This is a genomic window from Sulfidibacter corallicola, assembly GCF_017498545.1.
Lineage (GTDB): Bacteria > Acidobacteriota > Holophagae > Acanthopleuribacterales > Acanthopleuribacteraceae > Sulfidibacter > Sulfidibacter corallicola.
Genome location: NZ_CP071793.1, coordinates 9,004,341 through 9,024,057 on the forward strand (window position 1 = coordinate 9,004,341; position 19,717 = coordinate 9,024,057).

The following is a 19,717-nucleotide window of genomic DNA, read 5'->3' on the forward strand; positions in this document are numbered from 1 at the left end:
GTCAGGGCTGGGATCTCTTGGGTGTTTCGACCCCCTTGAAGGATTGGTAGTCGAGCAGGTCGAGGCTTTGGGCACGGGAAAGGATCATGCTTTGGGCAAGATGGATGTACACCTGAGTCGTGGTGACGCTCTTATGTCCGAGGAGCTTTTGAACGGTGTAAATATCAATGCCACGTGCAATGAGGTGGGTGGCAAAGCTGTGTCGAAACGAGTGAAGACCGCCCTCACGAATCAGGCCGGCCCGTTCTTTGAGTTTGGCGAATCGTTTGACCAAGGTCTTGGGTGAAAGGTGAAGGTGCGGGGTATCGGGTCGGTAAAACAACCAGTCGAGCGGTTGGCAGGCTTCCCGGTACTCATTCAAAACTTGTTTGAGGCGGGGCGGATAGAGGGCGGCCCGGTCTTTGCCCCCTTTCCCCTGGCGGACCCAGATGGTTTAATGGTCCGGATCGAGATCCTTCAGGCGAAGATGACAGAGTTCGCTGAGCCGCAGGCCGGTGGCATAAGCCACAATCAGGATCACTTGGGTTTGCGTGCAGTGTTGACCCGCAGTGCGAATGAGGTGTTGGATTTCCTCGGGGCTCCAAACAAGGGGCAGCCGTTTAGGAAGCCTGGGTGTCGGAATCATGAATTGATGCGGGGGATGGCGGAGGAAGCGATGGTAGAAGCAGTGGAGGGCACACACGGCGGTGTGGATGGTAGACCAACTGAGTTTGCGCCGGTAAGCCATGTTATGGAGAGTTTTGAACTTCCTCGTCATTGATGCGGTCGGGGCGGCGGTGGTAGTGCTGGGCAAGATCAGCGACAGTGAGCACGTATCGGTAGATGGTGCCGGGCGCATAGTTGCGGGTTTCCAAAAATCGCGTAAATTGAGTTCTAAGTTCGGTCATCACGACCTCCTTGTTTCGTTGATCGAGGGGGTGATTCCTCCTCGATCACAAGGTGGTCTCTTTCGAAAGATGCCCGCCAACTACCGCGAAGAGGTTTAGTTCAACCGTTACTTATTTTAGTAACGGCATGGGCTACCGTGTGTTCCCCGCGCCCTCGGGGATGAACCAGAATCTAATTCTCAACAAGCATTCGGGCACCTGTGCTCCCCGCGCCGCCGGGGATGAACCGCCCTAGCTCCGCCAACCCGGCTGGATTTATCAATCGAAAATCTCAAGCAAGATTGCGCGAATGATGGAATGCCCATGCCACTGGCTAGACGCGCGCCCGAAAGGGGGCGCGTCTTATGGCACATGCCCGAGTTAAACCTGTATTTCGCGTGATTTCCTGCATTGGAGGTTTATTTTCAACCCCTCTCTGGTCTTTAGGGGGGTTCTGTACGATTTTCCATCTTTCGCTTCAATTTTAAGCAGCCGAAAGCCACCGCCTCCTGTGTTCTCGGTTGGTTAATCGTTTTGGCTTCGTTAACAGGTCTGAACCAGTTGCTGTAACCGGTAGAGGTTGTAGACGATCGCTTTGCCTGTCAGCTCCGCCTTCACCGCTTCCAACCCTCTCCGCCATACCCGCCCGAATCCAAACAGCGCTTTCAATTGGCCGATCAACCCTTCCACCGAAGATCGCATTCGCCGCGCTTCGCGGTAGGGTTTGCTTTCCCACGCTTCCTCGCCTGCGATCTCACCACTGAACGACTTCGTTTGCACCCCTTGCCGCGCCAGCCACTGCTGGTTCGCCTTGAAAGCATATCCGTCGTCTGCGCTACAGGTCGCGGGCGTGGTCCCTATCCGTTCGAATGCTTCTCGGCACGTCTGCTGGAACATACCGGCATCCATTGGGTTACCTTCGGGCACCGAGACCGCCACCACGAATTGGCGGGCACTTTTGGCGATCTGGACTCGGTAACCGACTTCGGGCTCGCGTCCCCCTTTCTCAATCCACGCAATCGACGGATCGGCCACACTGAGAACCCGTTCGGCAGTCCCGACTTTTTCTTGCTCGATCACCCGACGACACGTCGTGTGAATCAACGAATCGAGCTGGGACACATCTTTGGTCATCCGCGCTTGCCATTCCATCCAACGCTGATAGCCCCGGCTGCCAGGCCGGTGGCCGTGCTCCCAGGTGGCAAGGTGGTCAAGGATCCCGCCCATCTCTTGGGACAGATACTCGGCCGCATCGATCATGAGCCCGTAGTGGTGTTGGCGAACCGCCTTCGCGCCCTTGCCCGAAGCCAAGCGAATCGATCGACGGGCTGCTTCGATGTCTTCGCACCAGACGTCGATTCGTGATGCCATCGAAGTCGTGACGTCCTCCAGGATCGGCTGGCAGAGGCCTCTGTGAAGGCTTCGGGCGATCTTGGCGATCAGCTCGGAATCGGCTGGCCAGGCCGTGTTGCCCCGAACGGCAGTACTATCGAGGGTGACCTCGGCGAAGTCATCGAGGTTCCGAGATCGAATGGTCGTGATGATCCGGTCCAAAACCAGATCCAACGTGGCCTGGCTGACAAGATTGACGTTATGTGTGATGGTCGATCCCGCTGGACAGGGACGCCCCTGCTGCGAGAAATAGCGCGCAACGGTGCGGGATTCGGCAAAGAAACCTCGGGCCGAAACAGATTTGACGCCATCGAGAAAATAACGGCAGATCAAGCAGAACAAGACGTCTTGAGCAGACATGCGGCGCCGTCCGATGCCCAGCTTCAGTTCGCTAGGTGTCATGGCCTCGAGGGGATCGGGATCGTCGAGGCCGGGAAGATGAGGGGTTCCAGCGCAAGCGCGACGGTGATTGAGGCGCGCTTGTTTCAAGACCAGTGCATGGCGGTCGAGGTCAGCTTCGAGCCGTTCGAGGATCTCAGGAAAAGTATTGAGAAGATTGAGGAGTTCGTCAATCGCGTAGGCGAAGTCGGAATCGGGAAAGGCGATTAATTCGAGTTGGTATGGGAATGGAGTCATAGGGTCCATGAGAGATAGCAACCTGCAAACATTGATGTTGACCCGAAGAGAATACCTCATCTCGCGATGTTGTTACTCGGAAATATGCTCCCATCCGAACATTTAAGAAAATCACGAAATACGTTCGCAGGAAGACGCCAGCCTTTCGGGCTGGCGTCTGGCTATGGTGAGCGCTGAAGTTGGGTTATGATATGCTTCCCTTGTTTCCAAGCTACAAGAATCCAGCCAGGTGACTTCGTCGGAGAAACCCATGCGCATTGACCAACTGCGAATCAAAAACTTCAAAGGCTTTGCTGAAGAAACCTATCAATTCTCTGCACCATTCAATCTGCTCATCGGCAAAAACGGCACCGGTAAAACCAGCATTCTTGAAGCATTATCGGTCGCCGCTGGAACCTTGTTCATTGATCTGGATACCCAAGATAAAAGAACCATCGAAGACAACGAAATCCGTTTAGTCAAACACCAGGTGGCTCCGGCTGAATTCAGAATGGAGCGCCAGTTTCCCGTTGAAATTGAAGCCAAAGGTGAGGTAGCCGGTAACCCTGTTGAATGGCAGCGATCCAAAAAAAGCAGCGGGGGCAAAACGACTTACAAATATGCCTCTGAATTACGTGAATGCTCAAAAAAAATACATGAACAAGTGATGAATGGTGAGTCCGTAACTTTACCCATGATTGGTTATTACGGAACGGGGCGGGTCTGGTTACAGAAGCAGGCGAAACCTGTTTCCGCGGGAAAGGTGCCGTCCCGTTTTGACGGCTATACGGATTGCTTGGATCCCGCTTCGAATGAAAAACTGTTCATTGCCTGGTACAAGCGCATTGCCCTTGTCCATTATCGAAAAAGCATCAGCCGCCAAGAAGGGCCTGGCAGTTTTCAAGCCGTATCCCAAGCCGTGGTAGAAGCCATGCCCCGATGTGAACAATTCTTCTATCGCGCCGAAGAAGACACGGTGTTTGCTCGTTTCAAAGATGGCCGCGAATTGCCGCTGCAACATTTCAGCGATGGCGAACGCAATATGCTCGGTATGGTTGCCGATATAGCCTATCGCATGGCCATCCTCAACCCGCATCTTGGGGAAAAGATCATCAAAACCACCCCGGGTGTGATTCTGATTGACGAAATGGATCTGCATCTTCACCCAGAATGGCAACGTCAAGTCGTGGAGTCCCTGGTTAAAACCTTCCCAAGTATTCAGTTTATTGCCACGACCCATTCGCCCTTCATCATCCAATCCCTGGAACCCAATCGGGACAGGATTATCTCTCTGAGCCCTGTAGAAGGTTTTCCGCCGCGGAATGTTGACACCATGGGTGTGGAAGAAGTTGCCGAACATTGGCAGAATGTTAGCCATGTGCAAAGAAGCGCACGCTACAGGGAGAAAATAGACACCGCGGAAGCCTATTTCCGATTACTGGAGGAGGCAAAGCAGGCACCGAAATCTGAACGCGGGGATTATCTGGAAAAGCTGGATAGCCTAATGGACGAAATGGAAGCCGAGGGCCATGATCCCGCCTATCAAGCCGCCATGCGATTGGAGCGCGCCGCCGCGGGATTTGGGAGAACTTCATGAGGCCGGTTGATAAAGGCTCTTCGCCCTGTGCGTCCTTCTCCGAATATGGTGATGCCAAACCCTACTTACTAGAACGGCTGGGAAACTATTGTTCCTATTGCGAGATTCACATTGCCCTCAATGCCAATATTGCCGTGGAGCATATGGAGGCCAAGGCTTATAAACCGAATCTGAAGCGCGAATGGAGCAATTTCCTGATTAGCTGTACCATGTGCAATTCCATGAAAAGTGCTAAGGATGGGAGACCACTTGGACATGAAAAAGGTCCACGGGACTTTGATAAAAATTTGTACCTATGGCCTGATGAACACGACACTTGGAATGCATTCCGTTACCTTAAAGATGGTCGTGTAATCGTCAATCCAAACTTGGCTTGGCAGGACCGAGTCTCGGCAAGGCGAACTCGCTGCCTGTTTAAATTGAATCGAACCGAAAACGAAGATAGTGATAATCGGTTTCAATTGAGAGAACAGGTAAACCGAACGGCCCGGCACTATCTTGCCAAATATGAAGCAGCCTTGAAAATAGGATACCCCGTAAGCGAGCTGTTTGAACTGATTTATGACATTGCTAAAAGAGATGGGTTTTGGTCCGTTTGGATGACCGTTTTCGCGGACCATGAAGATATGTGTCGCAAATTGATCAACGGCTTCAAGGGTACAAACAAAGCCTATTTTGCACAAAAGCTTGGCGGAACAAAGGGAGCAGACTCATAACCATCGAGTTGGATATTATCCATCGACTTGGCTCCCCGTGAACATACTGAGTTTTGGAAAACGGAAATACATCTCACCGGTCCCCATCACTCCTTGTTTGATCGGGGGTGGCCACTCTCCCGCCGCAAAGCCAGGATGTGAAACGAGAAACCTCATCGAGCCTGGCAATGAGCCGTGGGGGTCGACGGGTATAGCCGCGAGCAACACAGCGGGGCCCAAGGAGGCTAGAGATTGAAAGGCCAAAGCGGCCAGGGTAAAATGCGTGCAAGAGGACGTTTTCAGGGGAAAAAAGGTGAAGGCAAAATCGGTACCAATTTGCCAAATACACAACCCCCTGGCTTCCTTCTAGTTCTAGACCAGTGTATTTTAATCAGAGCCAAAGCAACAGGGGATATTCCCCGCACGCGCGGGGATGAACCAACAGGTTACCGTCCGAACCGGTTCCTCACGACGTATTCCCCGCACGCGCGGGGATGAACCGCTTACGTCTATCTCGACCTCTGGAATATTCGAGTATTCCCCGCACGCGCGGGGATGAACGGGGGAAGGCTCTCTTTCACACGTTCGATCATTTGTATTCCCCGCACGCGCGGGGATGAACGCCGGTTCAATGATCGCATAGAGCACCATAGGATGTATTCCCCGCACGCGCGGGGATGAACGAAAAGAGTCTTATCGAGAAGCGAGCCCGCATCGGTACCGTGACGTCCACTGATTCGCTTCTTGATAAGACTGGTTGAACGGAACCGTTGAGCCGCGCGGCGTTTCCCTTACCGCCCCTCGCTTACCGCCCCGCTCCCTATGGGGTTTCTATGGAAGTACCCCGTTCCCTCGAACCGCCATCCTTGTCCGGAACCCATCACGCCTCGCGCTGAATCGCTCCGAATCGTAGTCGGGACGAACCAAGACCCTGTCGGCAGTTGAGCCTGGCCGGGTCCATCCGGCCGAGCACGTGGCCAACTTGAGTTCAAGCCAAGCTTTGGCCGTGATGCCTCTTTTTGGGCATCTCTTTTGGGGTCTAACTTCATCAGGCGGACTTTCACGGTGCTCATGAGGTGTCCCACCATTTTCGTCTCGCCCGGGTGACCACCACCAACGCAATCGGCTCTTTAAAGAACAAGGCCACGTGGTCGCACTTCGGACAGGTTCTTGGCCCAAGCGCTTGGTCCAACGACGGGTCGGAGGCTTCTGCCGTCTCGATTTCGGCAGGGTGGGTCGGACAGGTCGTTCCGGGTTGGGGCAGTTGGAGAACCGGGGAGCCCAATAGCTCGCGACACCGGCTCAGGCTCTCCGCCTTTTTGCGATGGCTCAAAAGGCCGGCGTAGCGAATTCGGACGAAACCGCGTGGCAATACATGATCCAAAAAGCGACGCGCGAAATCACGTTCGGGCAACGTCATGACCCGATGTCGCCCCCCTTGGCGGTAATCTTTGTAGACGAAACGCACCATCCCGTTGACGTGACTGAGGATGCGCTTGTCTGAAATCGCGACACGATGGGTGTATCGACCGAGGTATTTGAGCATCTGCTCGGGTCCCCCAAACGGCGGTTTGGCGTAGACCACCCATGGCTTTCGATAGAGCCTAGATTTCAGTCTTTCCCAATAGCCCTCACCGCATGCGTCAGGAAATCGAAGCTGCTTGTCGTGGATCAGCTTGGCCAGGCCGCCAAGATACTTTCCGCGAAACACGGGGCTCATCGCGCGGACCGGAAAGAGGTAGTCGGGTGACCGTGAGGCGATCCAACGCGACCTGTCGGGCGCCAGACCACCACCGGTGACAATGCAGTGGAGATGGTAGTGAAGGTTCAGCTTGCTACCCCAGGTGTGCAGGACCATCAGAATTCCGGGTTCCGCACCGAGATGCTTTGGATCCTTGGCAAAGGTGGCCAAAGTATCGCGAACCGAACGGAACAGCAAGCCGAGGGTGTGCCGGGGATTGTGCTGGACCAACGCATTGAGCTGCTCTGGTAAGGTGAATACGAGGTGGAAGTAGGGTACCGGCAACAGCTCATCCATGCGCTGGGCGACCCAGCGGAAACGGGCGCCGCCGCCGCAGCGCGGACAATGGCGATTGCCGCAGATCACTTGGGTTTGCGTGCAGTGTTGACCCGCAGTGCGAATGAGGTGTTGGATTTCCTCGGGGCTCCAAACAAGGGGCAGCCGTTTAGGAAGCCTGGGTGTCGGAATCATGAATTGATACGGGGGATGGCGGAGGAAGCGATGGTAGAAGCAGTGGAGGGCACACACGGCGGTGTGGATGGTAGACCAACTGAGTTTGCGCCGGTAAGCCATGTTATGGAGGAAGTTTTGAACTTCCTCGTCATTGGCGGTCGGGGCGGCGGTGGTCGTGTTGGGCAAGATCAGCGACAGTGAGCACGTATCGGTAGATGGTGCCGGGCGCATAGTTGCGGGTTTCCAAAAATCGCGTAAATTGAGTTCTAAGTTCGGTCATCACGACCTCCTTGTTTCGTTGATCGAAGGGGTGATTCCTCCTCGATCACAAGGTGGTCTCTTTCGAAAGATGGCCGCCAACTACCGCGAAGCGGTTTAGTTCAACCGACCCAAACATGGCATCCCATACGTAGAGGTAGGTGTTCCGCGCGCACGGGGGGATGAACCGGCGCGCTCGGTTCAGTCAGACCCTCGGCAATGTGTTCCGCGCGTGCCCGGGAATGAATCGGCCACACGGTGTCATCATCTGTTTGGCTGAGACCCTGTCCCTGTGCCCGAATGGCCGAACCGGGAATCCCGACGGTTCAACCGTTGTGTTTTGGGCGCCCCCCACCTGCAGGGAAAATCCAATCAAACTATGTTCCGCCTCGATGCGACTCAGATGAAAGGGGTTAATTCCGTCTGCCGTGCCGCGAAGGTTCCATGGCACTTCGAAGCGACGCACGCTCGAAGCCAGGGCCGACGGAAACCCTCACCATGAGTCTCGGATTGGAGGATCGATTGTTTTTCTTGCTTTGCCTGCTCGCGGCGACACCCACGCATGACCCCAAACCAACGCCCCTGATCGGCGGTGAACGCTTCGCGTTGCCTTCGCGCATCATGGGCGAGGATCGAACCATTTACGTCACCCTGCCCCGCGGTTACCAAACCCAACAAAAGTCCTATCCCGTGGTGTACATGACCGACGGGCAAACCCATTTGGACCACACCACCGCCAGCATCGCCTTCCTGGCTGAAAACGGACGCATGCCGGAAATGATCGTGGTAGCGGTGGCCAACACGCAACGCACGCGGGATCTGACACCACCGCCCAATCCCGGCAAAAAAGTGTGCTGCGGCGCCGACCGCTTCCTGGATTTCTTCGAAAAGGAACTGTTCGCGGAAATTGACAAACGCTACCGCACCCAGCCGTTTCGCGTGTTTGCCGGGCACTCCTACGGAGGGCTGTTCGCGGTCCATGCCTTCCTCAGCCGAAACGAGGTGTTTCAAGCCTACCTGGCCGTCAGCCCCACCCTCTTCTGGGCCGACCACGACCCCGTCGAACGACTCGACCGCTTTCTGAAAAACCGGACGTCGCTCGCCTCCTCCTTGGTTGTCGTTCAAGGCAACGAACACCCGAAAATGAACCCGCCCTTCCGCGAATTCGTCGACATCCTGGGAAAGAGACGGATCGACGGCTTTTTTGCGGCCCACCGCCAAATCGACGACGAAGATCACGGCTCCGTCGTCCTGCGCGCCAATTACTGGGGCCTGCAACAGATCTTTTCCTTCTGGCCGATAACGCCGGAGACCCAAAAGGGCGGGCTGGCCGAACACCTCGATCACTTCAAAAAGATTTCCCAACGCATGGGTTACCCCGTCACCATGACGGAATCCCACTGTAATCGTTTGGGCTACCAGCTTTTACAACAAGGCGACCAGGCGGCGGCCATCGAAGCCTTCCTTTGGAACACCTCCCACTACCCTTCCTCGGCCAACGCCTTCGACAGCCTGGCTGAAGCCTACGAGGAACGAGGCGATTTGGACAAAGCGCTCGCCAATTACCGAAAAGCCCTCCAACTGGCCCAACAGAACCGGGAAGAAACCGGTTATTACCGCAACAACGTGGCGCGCATCGTCGCCAAGAAAAAGCCATGACGCCGTCGCTCCCCGGTTTTCGGATCGGTTCGGAGAACCGGGAGCCCCTCTGCAGCCTTGTGCTCATCCCGAATGGCAAGGATCGATCGACGGTGAATCACTCCCCTCCCTTGGCTGGCCAACCCGGATCGAATCGAAGTGTTCTTCAAGGGGGTCGACCAGGGCCGGGGGGGGTTTTCACCGATTTCTCTCGAAACAGTGTTGCTCCGAATCCCCGAATGCCGCGAGATCCGTCGTGCCCGGTAGGTTCATCGGCTCGATGAACTCGCCGAAGTGATTCATGCGAGGAGTTCCCGCATGCTTTGAGAGTCGGCATGGCAGTAAGTTGGTCACGGCCGGTATGGCAGGGGCGGTAAGTCGGCCCGGCCGGCTTTTCGAAGCAGCCCATGCTTCGCAAGATAGCGTGATCAAAGAGCGAAGCGGGCAAGTCGGGCCTCTAGATCTACCGATGATCGGTTACGTTCTGTGTTAGGTCGCTCCACCTGCAGGCCTTTTTCCCCTCTCACGATGCGGGGATTTTGAGATTAGTCACTTCGAAGAGTCGGCCCGGCGGGCCAACGTACAGGCCTTACGACCCTCTCACGATGCGGGGACCTTGGACCTTACGGCTTTCGATTGGGGTCGTGAGGGAGAAAATCGGCTTTGCTCTTTGGCGCAATTGATTGTCGTTGCTTGAGTTGCTTCGATTGGTGGAGCAAGCTGCTCCACCTACAAGCCCGACGCCCCTCTCACGATGCGGGTACTTTGGACTTGACGACTTCGGATTGGGGTCGTGAGGGAGATTTCGGGCTTTGCCCTTTGGCGCAATGGATTGTCGTTGTTTGGGTTACTTCGGCGCGTCGGCCCGGCGGGCCAACCTACAGGCCCGACGCCCCTCTCACGATGCGGGTACTTTGGACTTGACGACTTCGGATTGGGGTCGCGAGGGGGATTTCGGGCTTTGCTCTTTGGCGCAATGGATTGTCGTTGCTTGAGTTGCTTCGATTGGTGGAGCAAGCTGCTCCACCTACAGGCCCGACGACCCTCTCACGATGCGGGCGCTGACTAGATGCGCACTCCGAAGTGTCGGCCCGGCGCCCTGGGCGGGCAGGGCCGTTAAGGCCCGGCACCTACAGGCTTACCGGCCCTTACGCGCGCAGGCTCTCCGAATCGGCTCGCTTCGATTCGTTACCCACCTGAAACCCACTGGCCGGTGTGCCGGCCACCGGCTTGAGCAGCGACTCAGTGGGGAGAGATTGGCGATCCTGGTCGGAACTCGCAGTTGGCGATGATTTCAGGATTCGGCGGGTCTCAGCCTACCCGAATTTCAGGTTTCGGCGGGTCTCAGCCTGCCCGAATTTCAGGTTTCGACGGGTCTCAGCCTACCCGAATTTCAGGATTCGGCGGGTCTCAGCCTGCCCGAATTTCAGGTTTCGACGGGTCTCAGCCTACTCGATTCGCCCTCCGGCAGCAGTTTCGAGATGGCCACGAAGCGCACCCCCAGCGGAATCTCCAGTGAAAAGCTAGCCCCGCGACCCGGTGTGACATCTATGGTGATGTGCATGTTCTCCAGATATTTAAACTGATCCGGCGCCATGTAGAAACGGCAACCGTGAATTTCGCCGAGACACACATCGCGAGAGCCGATCAGGAAATCCTCTTTGGCCAGGCACATAGGGGACGAGCCGTCGCAGCAGCCTCCGCTTTGATGGAAAATCAGCTCGCCGTGTTGCCGGCGCAGTTGGTCGATAATTTGTCTGGCCTGATCGGTCACGGCCAATCTTTCGAGGTACATGACTCCTCCCGGTGGGCATTGAAAACCGAAATGACCCGATTCGAACGAAGGGCGGGCCGGCACCCCCTCACGGAACTGCACACGAGCGGGAGCCGGCCAAACTTTTAGAAGAAACCCAAGGGGTTTTTGTCGTAGGACATCAACATGTTCTTGGTGTGGCGGTAGTGATCCAACATCATCTTGTGGGTCTCGCGACCAATGCCGGATTTTTTGTAGCCGCCGAACGAGGCGTGGGCCGGATAGGCGTGATAGCAATTACACCAGATGCGGCCGGCCTCGATGCCCCGCGCAATGCGTTGCATTTGATGAACATCCCGCGTCCAGACGCCCGCACCCAGGCCATACAGGGTGTCATTGGCGATTTCCAGGGCTTGGGCATCGTCCTTGAAGGTCGTCACGCCCAGCACCGGACCGAAGATCTCCTCCTGGAAAATGCGCATGTTGTTGGTGCCCTTGAATACGGTGGGTTTGATGTAGTAACCGGCGGGGAAGGTTTCGTTTTGGAAGGGTTCACCACCGATCAGCAGTTGGGCACCTTCCTGTTTGCCCACGTCGATGTAGTTGAGAATCTTTTCGTATTGGTCGTTGGAGGCCTGGGCACCCATCATGGTTTCGGGATCCAGCGGGTTACCCAATTTGATGGCTTCGACGCGTTTCAGGCAGCGGGCCATGAAATCGTCATAGATGTTTTCCTGAATCAACGCACGTGACGGACAGGTGCACACCTCGCCCTGGTTCAGCGCAAACATCACCAGCCCTTCGATGGCCTTGTCCAAGAATTCGTCATCTTTGGCCATCACGCTGTCAAAAAAGATGTTCGGCGATTTGCCTCCCAACTCCAGCGAGACCGGCGTAATGTTTTCAGACGCATATTGCAGGATCAGTCGACCCGTGGTGGTCTCGCCCGTGAATGCCACCTTCTTGATGTCCGGGTGGGTAGCCAACGGCTTGCCCGCTTCCGGCCCAAAGCCGTTGACCACGTTCAACACGCCCGCCGGCAGCAGATCGGCAATCAAATCCACCAACACAAGAATCGAGGTCGGCGTCTGCTCGGCCGGTTTGAGGACGACGCAGTTGCCCGCCGCCAGTGCCGGTGCCAGCTTCCAGGTCGCCATGAGAATCGGGAAGTTCCAGGGAATGATCTGGCCCACCACGCCCAGCGGTTCGTGGACCTCCATGGAGACCGTGTTGGCATCCAGATCGGTGATGTCACCGGCCTCACCGCGAATCACGCTGCCGAAGTAACGGAAGTGGTCGATGGCCAGCGGCAGGTCGGCGGCCATGGTTTCGCGAATCGCCTTGCCGTTGTCCCAGGTTTCCACCAGGGCGAGCTCTTCCAGATTCGTTTCCATGCGATCTGCGATCTTGAACAACAGGTTGCTGCGTTCGGTGGCCGAGGTCTTGGTCCAGGTTTCGGCGGCACGCCAGGCGGCCCGTACGGCTAAATCGATGTCCTTAGCGTTGGATCTAGGGACTTTGCCCATAAATTCACCGTCTACCGGCGACGTATTGTCAAAATATGAACCATCAACCGGTGCGACCCACTCGCCCCCGATGTAGTTCTCGTATGACTGTTTAAAGGAAGGTTTTTTGAAAGCCATAATGATCCCCTTGAATGTTTGATCGATTGCCGGCGGATCACGATTACGGAGAAAGGTACGGCTTTACGGCACAGTCGCGACATACCGGCGAGGACAAAGTGAAAAAGCGGTCGCTGCGGGACCTCACGTCATATGGGGAGGTAGGCGTCGGCGACCGCAAAAAGCGAACATACCGGTTCGTGAAATCGTCGCGAGCCGGCGCCTGAAGAATCGGGATATTTGAAGCAGGCTAGTATAACACGGTAGCGATAGTCGGCATTCAATGGAGCGTTGCGGGGCACTGCATCCTCGTCAACCTGCCGAAGGGCGATGCCCCGACAACCAAACCAAATGACGGCCGCTCAGGCCGTGGCGACCGGAAACACCAACTGTTTGAGTTCCAGCAACGGGCGGGTCTGGTCGGGGTTCACGGTTGAATACAGACTGAGGTCGAAGGACCAGCACCCGCCGGTTTGCACCGGGTCGACCTTCTCTTTCCAGGCCTCGATCGTATCGGCGACCCCCGGCACGGTTTGATCGTCGACGCGGGTGCGCGGATGGAGGGCGACGGGCAGAAACGTTTGCAGCGGGGGGTCGCCTTCGGCCAAGGTGTAGCCATAACGAATGGCGAAGCCGATGTCGCGATCCTCGAAGCGCTCGTCGAACAGGGTGCCGAGCACGGCACGAAACGCGTCGTCCTCGCTTTCGCCCTTGCCCGTCCATGGTTTCATCACCAGGGGATCCGCGACGCGGATCAGCGGGAACAGCGGTTGGGGGAAGGCCGATTCGGGCGTGCGGAACATGAACGACGAACAGGTGCGCGGCCCACTGGCGCCCAACAGACGTGCATTGTGCACGACCGAAACGGCGGTGGTCGCGTTTTGGACCTCGGCGATGTGCAGCTTGGGGAAGGTCAAGCGCAGCCGGCGTGGGGCAGTCACCGGCACTCGCACCTTCTCGGGGAAAAAGTAGTCCCGCGTGGATCGCAGTGGGTCGGTCCCTTCCAAGGGAACGACGATGTCACCCGCCAAAACCACACTCACCTCGGGCCAGCCCAGCCTGTTGTCGTCGTCGAGTTGGGTAAGCGAAAGCGCGTTCAGCAGCCCGGTTTCGTTTCGGGTGGTAAACGAGGCCAGATAGTTGTGGATGCGGTGTTCCAACGGTTTCACTTCTGTTCGGGTTGGGCTGCGGCGACTCGGGTGGATCAGGCCCAGGTCCGCTGGGCGGTACTCCGCGGGGCGGCCCTCCGCGGGGCGGCCCCCCGCAGGAGGCAGGCCGGCATCGCCCTCGCCCGCTCCCCCGCCCCAGTGTGCGGCCCAAGCCGCGGAGACCCGCTCGGCCAGGTCGGCGTAGGTGTCGAGCGCGGTGAAGAGCGCGGTATCGTCTTGGTCTCGGTCCGGTTTTTTGAGGCGATCCAACAGGCGCCACAAGGGGCCCTCGACGGCGGCGTACTGGGCCAAGGCATCGAAAAGTTCATCGGCCGTGGGTTTGCGACCTTGCTCGTCCCCGCCCTCGCTCCGATTGAATTCGACAGCGATGAGGAGCTGATCTTGGACTTCCCCCTGGTAGGACACGGCAAACCGTTAATCCCACAAAAGCGCGTCGGCCAAGGTTTTGGGCGCGGGATGGGTCAACGCCTCCTGGAACGCCAACGCCGGCTGGGCCGGATAGGAACGCAGTGGAACGGGGATGATGGGCGTGCCCAGATCGACGCGATAACCGGCGGGCGGATCGGCGGCGAAGTTCCGCACGAAATGCAGCCAATCGGCGTTCGTGTAACCGTCGGTCACCTGCTCGATGTGGTACTCGATTTCGTTGACGGCATAGGTCGGGTTCAGGGTCGCGGCCGGATCCTGGTCGGGTCGACTCAACGTGAGCGGGAAAGTCAGGGTCCCGGCCTCAGCCGTCGCCAAGGAACACTTGGCGTTGCCGAGCCGTGCGATGTCGCCGTCGTCCCGATCGTCGGCGAGCGAACCGGGCCCTGACAAACGCGCGTTGGCAACGTCGTTCGGTGCGTCGACGCCGACCTGGTACTGGACCATGGCGGTCCCGTCATAGGCGCGCACGAGATCGCCCAGCAGCCGTTGGCGGAGCACCTCGCGGGCGGCTTTCCACGGAACGGAGCCGACGGCGGCACCGGACGCGTCCTGATCGGCGAGGATGACCGACAAGCCGTCGGCGACGGCCTCGGCGAGGCCTTGCTTGGCGGTGAGCAATCGCCCGAGCGCGCTCGGGTTGACCGGGTATGCGGCGGTCACGTAAGCCCCGGTACAAAGCAGGTCGAGACCCGCCAGCCAGGCATGGGCCCAATCCTCCATGTCGACGCCCTGGTAGTCGCGCGCTTGCGGCGTACCCAAGCCGCCGGTATCCGGGTCGAACGGCGCGACGGCCACATCCGATGCGCTTTGCAGGTTGGGGTACAGCGGGCGAAGGGCGAAGATGTAGGGCTGCGGGCCCTTGCCCGCGACGGCCACCGCGGGCGGGGTGATCGCGCGCGCCTTCATGTCGGCGGCAACCGCCGGGTTCAACCACGGCATGCTCCCGTTGTCGCCCGTGGCGACGGCCGGGTACCAACCCGTGGTGAACACCGCCGCGCTGCGCGCCGGGCCGAGCCCGCCGGCCACCACCGCCTGTACTGCCAAGGTCGCTTCCGTCGCGGATGGGACCGCCCTCCGCGCAAAAGGTTCCGACGTGTACCAGGGTTCGCCTTGCTCGGAGCCGTCTTCGACCAGCACCAGGCGGTAACCCGTTGCGCCCGGCACCGGCGCAAAGCGTGCCGTCAGCGTTTGGCCGTCGTATTCAACCGCCAGTGCGCCGGGAACACCGGTCGAGATCGGCGTCGACGCGCTCCAGGGTCCTTCCAAGGCCACATTCTGCCCACCCGTCGCCCGGACCCGGAAGCGGAAGCCGCCGCCCGCATTCAACACGCCGTCCGGGACCCTGTAGGGGGTGGTGGTCGCCGTGTCCTGGTGGACCGAGATCGCCCTGAAGGATGTCGACCGCGTAGCGTACATCGGCTGCTCCGGTCACCGCCTCCCAGCCCAAGGTACAAACCGTGCCGCCCGCCGACCAGGTCGCCGTTCGTTGACCGGGTACGCGCGTGATCGGTGTGACCCGTGGAGAGCTGGGTCCCGCCGTCATGGTCCCCACGGCGCGAACCACGACCGCCGTCGCGCCCGTTTCGCCCCACGAAACCCCCGCCGGCAGCAGCAGCGTGCCGCTCGTGCCGCGGAACAGGCCCTGAATCGGCGCGATCCCATCGGCCGCGACTGTCAACCGGTAACCCGTGACGCCGGAATCGGAAACCGTCCCCCAAGTCGCGGAGAGCCGGTTCGCTTCGACCGTCACCCGTTGCAAGCTCGGTTGGGTGGAGAGCACGGGCCACGGACCGCCGACCGGGCCTATATCGCTACCGCGCGCCGAGGCCGCCGAAACCGTATAGGCCGCGCCCGCGACCGCGTCGGCAAGGGTCGTGGTTTGCGCGAAACCGACGCCTCCGGTTTCCGTGCCGGGGATGGGCGTGTCGGTGCCGTCGTTGAGGCGGATGATCGCACCGGTGGCGAGCCAAGGCCCTGCCGGCGGCGTCACCCGCGCCGACACATGAAGCTGTTGGTCGGCCCACCACGACTCGATCGCCACTTGGTCGGGCGCGCCGAGTAACAATTCCATACCGACACCGAGACCGCCGATTGTCGCGTCCTCGCCCGGGCCAGACGCCGTCGCCAGCGACAGCGTGTAATTTCGCGAACCGTCGAAGCGGCCATCCAGGGTGAAGTCGAGGTGGCGCTGATCGCTTCTTGTCAGGCCGGTGACCGTATCGACCGGTTTGGAAACCGCAATCTGGAATTGGCGCCAAGTCACGATGGCCACATAGTAGACGAGCCCCTCTCGATCACTCACCTGCGGCGTGGCCACCGTCACCGCGAGCTGTTCGGCCGTCAACCCCGTGACCCGCAGGCCCGTCACCTCCGGCCCAACGGCAGTGACCGGTCGCGCCGGTGGTTTCTGGGGTGTCACCGGTGGTTTTTTCGGGTGTTGGCCTTGCACGTCGGTGACCTCGAAGGGCTTGGTCGTCGGGCCCGTGGCGACCCCGGAGATGGGCGTGAGCGTGACGGTGTAATTGGGGTCGCCGAGAAGGTCACCATTCACGGTAAAGGTCACACTGTCGGGATCGGAGGTATTCACCGTTTGGTGATTCGATCCGTTGCTGAGCACGATTTTCATTTCGCCCGGGGTGGGGGGAGCTTTCTGGCGGGTCCCAATCGACGGTCACCGACGTCCCGTCAAAGGTCGCGCTGGTGACCGTCGCGGTGGTGTAAAGGACGGGAACACCGCTGCTGAAAACCGTGCCGTCGCCGCCACCCTGCACAATGAACATGCTATAGACTTCCGTCGCGTTGAGACTTGCCGCCGCACTCCAGCTCTCGGTTGCCGGAGAAACGGAATTGGACCATTCCACCCCAACGTTGGTGGCACTCACGACGTTATTGTTCGGGTCATTGAGTTGGGGCTTGGACGAATTCCCGCAATCGTTATTCCAGGTAACGCTGAAGCTGGGTTGGTTCCCGGCCATGGTGCATGTCACATCGGTGATATTGGTCATGATGCAGGGACCTCCAGGACGCGCGGTCGGCGCGCGAACGCTTCTCTTCGGATCGAGACTCGGCCGGAATCAAATGGAGCAAGCAACAGACGAAGCGGTGTGTCATATAAAGATAGGCGTCCAGAATAGGCACGGAAAATTCACTTTTCGAGGAATTTCCCGACACTCACGTCACAAGTAAACCCCATTAACCAAGCGGATCCGACAAGGCCTAATGGTAGCCGTAAGTGACAAACTGATGGATCGCGTCACCGTTCATGGCTCGAACAAAATGATCGCGTCACACCAAAAATACTACCGCTTCCCCACTACTAATTACCGAATCACGGGGATGCGCCACTCGTGATAAGGTAGAGACATTCAAACCAAGAGAGAAGCCATGTACATCAGTCATATCAGCCTTCGCAACCTGCGCTGTTTTCGCCACACCGACTGCACCTTCCGCCACCCGGACGCAGGCGATTCCGTCGGAGAGGGCTCGAACAATGTGAACCTGATCGTCGGAGGCAACGGCGCCGGTAAAACGACCCTGCTCAAAGCCATCGCGTTGGCCGTGCTGACTCCCATTCTCCGCGATTGCGGTTATGTCTCCCACCGCATGGTTCGAGAAGGCATGGGACTTGCGCGCATCAAGGGATCGTTGATGCTGCACGAGGCGGAAGCCGATACACCTTTTCTTTCTTGGCCGACTTCTCTGGAGATCAAACGGCTCAAGGGCAAGACCGCGCGAGAAACACTGGACACCAAAACTGGCGAGAATTATCTAGCAGCCTACCGCGAGGACAATCACCCCTCCTTTTTCCTGGCCGGCTACGGTGCCACGCGGCGGATCGAAACCGGCGAATACAACCTGGGCGCCATTCGCCGCAAACGGTGGTTGCGCTATCATCGCGTCGTCACTTTGTTCGAGGACAACGAGGCCCTGACCCCCTTGGAATCCTGGCTCCCCCAATATCGCAGCACCAAACGTTTCGATGAAATTCTCACCTTGATCAACAACTTGCTTCCTGACGGCACGACCCTTTTGGATGAAGATCAGGGCGGTGATTTTCTGTTCAAACACAACGGCATCACCCTTCCCCTGTCCACCCTATCCGACGGGTATCGCGCCTACATCGCTTGGACAACGGACTTAGTCGCCCACATGGCCGCCTGCGCCCCCGACGGCATGCCCCTGGCGACCATGCGTGGGGTAGTCCTGGTCGATGAGGTCGATTTGCACCTCCACCCCGCATGGCAATTACAGATCGTAACTCACTTGAGTAAAACCCTGCCCAACTTGCAATTTATTTTCACCAGCCATAGCCCCATCGTGGCGGGAACCTTCCATAATCCTCCGCTGGTGATTGAAGCTGAGGAGGACGGCGCCATGGCCGTTCACGAACGGGGAGAAACGATTCACGGCTTCAACGTCGAGCAAATCCTGCATAGCCCCTATTTCGGTCTGCGAACTACCCGAGCACCCAGTAAAGAGCGTGAACTGGTCGAGCTGCTACGGGACGCCCAAGCCGGCGACCTGAACGCCGCCCGCCGCTACATGGCCCGAGCCAACGAAACCACATCGCTACAAGAGCCCCAGTCATGATTCGCTTCTCCATCACTCTTGAGGCACTACACCGATTGATTGAGGAGGAAAAACCCGGCTGGGGAGATCGAGCGGCGGACCTCACCAAATCACCATACAATCCAGAAACCAACAAATTGAGATCAGGTATTTGGAGCGAGATCAAAGCTGTCTATATGCGGCTCCAACACAACAAATGTGGTTATTGCGAACGCCTGCTGGAAAGCGAACGATATGGAAAGATTGAGCATGACGTGGAGCATTTTCGCCCAAAAAGCGCAGTAACGAAGTGGCCCACGAGGGCGATCAAGCAGGAACGCGACCTGGACTATGATTTCCCGACCGGCAACGCCTCTGCAAGGGGTTACCTCAAACTATGGCACCATCCTTTTAATTTTTTAACGTCTTGTAAACCCTGCAACACGCCCCTGAAATCATGTTACTTCCCCATTGAAGGCCGCCGCAACACGCGGGCTGGAGATCCAATGCACCAACCGGGAGAAAGGGCGCTGTTGGTTTATCCTTTGGGTGATTTTGACGAGAATCCCGAGGATCTCATCGATTTTTACGGGCACTTGGCCATCGCCAAAGGTCCAGTTGGTACCCGCCAACATCGGCGAGCCATGGTGACCATTGATTTTTTCGAACTGAATCGCCATACCTTACAATCCCAACGCGCCGATGTCATCACGCATCTTGATGTCGCCTTTCGGTTGCTCGCCAATGGAAATGACGAGGATCGCATCGATGCGAATGAGGACATCAAAAGGCTCTGCCGCAACGAATCCCATCACGCAGCATGTGCTCGCGCCTACTGTCGGCGCTATACCAGCAACCCAACGGAAGCCCGAAAACTCGCCCAAGCAGCGCGGATGTTTCTTACACCAAACTAAGCACTGCTCGACTCTGCGTCGGCGGCC

The 19,717-nt window shown here is 58.0% G+C and carries 15 protein-coding genes, 1 pseudogene and 1 CRISPR repeat array; of the genes and pseudogenes, 6 read left to right on the top strand and 10 right to left on the bottom strand.

What is annotated here, in order from left to right:
* Nucleotide 1: 1 nt before the first annotated feature.
* From J3U87_RS35395 to J3U87_RS27335, 3 genes and pseudogenes are all read right to left on the bottom strand, one after another.
* A pseudogene (locus J3U87_RS35395) lies at nucleotides 2-757 on the bottom strand (tyrosine-type recombinase/integrase).
* Nucleotides 729-887 carry a phage integrase N-terminal SAM-like domain-containing protein gene (locus tag J3U87_RS27330; RefSeq protein WP_237378959.1) on the bottom strand — a complete coding sequence of 53 codons (159 nt, stop codon included), beginning with the start codon at nucleotides 885-887 and terminating at the stop codon, nucleotides 729-731. Before J3U87_RS27330 ends, J3U87_RS35395 begins: the two are co-directional and overlap by 29 nt.
* 522 nt (nucleotides 888-1,409) lie before the next feature.
* On the bottom strand, nucleotides 1,410-2,237 hold the full coding sequence (locus J3U87_RS27335) for a transposase (protein ID WP_237378960.1): 828 nt from the start codon (nucleotides 2,235-2,237) through the stop codon (nucleotides 1,410-1,412).
* A gap of 42 nt (nucleotides 2,238-2,279) precedes the next feature.
* On the opposite strand from J3U87_RS27335, the gene J3U87_RS27340 reads away from it, so the two are divergent.
* From J3U87_RS27340 to J3U87_RS27350, 3 genes are all read left to right on the top strand, one after another.
* On the top strand, nucleotides 2,280-2,867 hold the full coding sequence (locus J3U87_RS27340; protein ID WP_237378961.1) for a hypothetical protein: 588 nt from the start codon (nucleotides 2,280-2,282) through the stop codon (nucleotides 2,865-2,867).
* 277 nt (nucleotides 2,868-3,144) lie between these two features.
* Nucleotides 3,145-4,470, top strand: coding sequence for an AAA family ATPase (locus J3U87_RS27345; RefSeq protein WP_237378962.1), 1,326 nt, complete (start codon nucleotides 3,145-3,147; stop codon nucleotides 4,468-4,470).
* A complete protein-coding gene (locus tag J3U87_RS27350; protein ID WP_237378963.1) occupies nucleotides 4,467-5,186 on the top strand; it encodes a retron system putative HNH endonuclease in 720 nt (239 codons plus the stop codon). Before J3U87_RS27345 ends, J3U87_RS27350 begins: the two co-directional genes overlap by 4 nt.
* A 391-nt stretch (nucleotides 5,187-5,577) precedes the next feature.
* Nucleotides 5,578-5,848: direct repeats of the CRISPR family, unit length 27 nt; unit sequence GTATTCCCCGCACGCGCGGGGATGAAC.
* A gap of 386 nt (nucleotides 5,849-6,234) precedes the next feature.
* Here J3U87_RS27350 and J3U87_RS27355 read toward each other — a convergent pair.
* Nucleotides 6,235-7,590, bottom strand: coding sequence for an IS91 family transposase (locus tag J3U87_RS27355; protein ID WP_237378964.1), 1,356 nt, complete (start codon nucleotides 7,588-7,590; stop codon nucleotides 6,235-6,237).
* A 549-nt stretch (nucleotides 7,591-8,139) separates the two neighbouring features.
* Here J3U87_RS27355 and J3U87_RS27360 point away from each other — a divergent pair.
* On the top strand, nucleotides 8,140-9,276 hold the full coding sequence (locus J3U87_RS27360) for an alpha/beta hydrolase-fold protein (RefSeq protein WP_237378965.1): 1,137 nt from the start codon (nucleotides 8,140-8,142) through the stop codon (nucleotides 9,274-9,276).
* 1,405 nt (nucleotides 9,277-10,681) lie between these two features.
* Here J3U87_RS27360 and J3U87_RS27365 read toward each other — a convergent pair.
* From J3U87_RS27365 to J3U87_RS27390, 6 genes are all read right to left on the bottom strand, one after another.
* Complete coding sequence (locus tag J3U87_RS27365; protein ID WP_237378966.1) at nucleotides 10,682-11,050, bottom strand: DUF779 domain-containing protein; 369 nt, start codon at nucleotides 11,048-11,050, stop codon at nucleotides 10,682-10,684.
* Nucleotides 11,051-11,154: 104 nt separating this feature from the next.
* Entirely contained in the window at nucleotides 11,155-12,651 is a 1,497-nt protein-coding gene (locus tag J3U87_RS27370) for an aldehyde dehydrogenase family protein (protein WP_272932428.1), read from the bottom strand.
* Nucleotides 12,652-12,992: 341 nt separating this feature from the next.
* Complete coding sequence (locus J3U87_RS27375; RefSeq protein ID WP_237378967.1) at nucleotides 12,993-14,204, bottom strand: hypothetical protein; 1,212 nt, start codon at nucleotides 14,202-14,204, stop codon at nucleotides 12,993-12,995.
* A 9-nt stretch (nucleotides 14,205-14,213) separates the two neighbouring features.
* Nucleotides 14,214-15,500, bottom strand: a complete 1,287-nt coding sequence (locus tag J3U87_RS27380; RefSeq protein ID WP_237378968.1) for a hypothetical protein — start codon at nucleotides 15,498-15,500, stop codon at nucleotides 14,214-14,216.
* Complete coding sequence (locus J3U87_RS27385) at nucleotides 15,430-16,815, bottom strand: hypothetical protein (RefSeq protein ID WP_237378969.1); 1,386 nt, start codon at nucleotides 16,813-16,815, stop codon at nucleotides 15,430-15,432. Before J3U87_RS27385 ends, J3U87_RS27380 begins: the two co-directional genes overlap by 71 nt.
* The gene (locus tag J3U87_RS27390; protein WP_237378970.1) at nucleotides 16,769-17,233 is read right to left on the bottom strand and encodes a hypothetical protein; all 465 of its coding nucleotides are present in this window, start codon (nucleotides 17,231-17,233) and stop codon (nucleotides 16,769-16,771) included. The genes J3U87_RS27385 and J3U87_RS27390 overlap by 47 nt, the downstream gene beginning before the upstream one ends.
* 379 nt (nucleotides 17,234-17,612) lie before the next feature.
* Between J3U87_RS27390 and J3U87_RS27395 the strand changes: the two genes are divergently transcribed.
* Together J3U87_RS27395 and J3U87_RS27400 are read left to right on the top strand one after the other, a co-directional pair.
* On the top strand, nucleotides 17,613-18,818 hold the full coding sequence (locus J3U87_RS27395) for an AAA family ATPase (RefSeq protein ID WP_237378971.1): 1,206 nt from the start codon (nucleotides 17,613-17,615) through the stop codon (nucleotides 18,816-18,818).
* Nucleotides 18,815-19,690 (top strand): HNH endonuclease family protein, encoded by an 876-nt coding sequence (locus J3U87_RS27400; protein WP_237378972.1) that lies wholly within the window; start codon nucleotides 18,815-18,817, stop codon nucleotides 19,688-19,690. The genes J3U87_RS27395 and J3U87_RS27400 overlap by 4 nt, the downstream gene beginning before the upstream one ends.
* The last annotated feature ends 27 nt before the right edge of the window (nucleotides 19,691-19,717 follow it).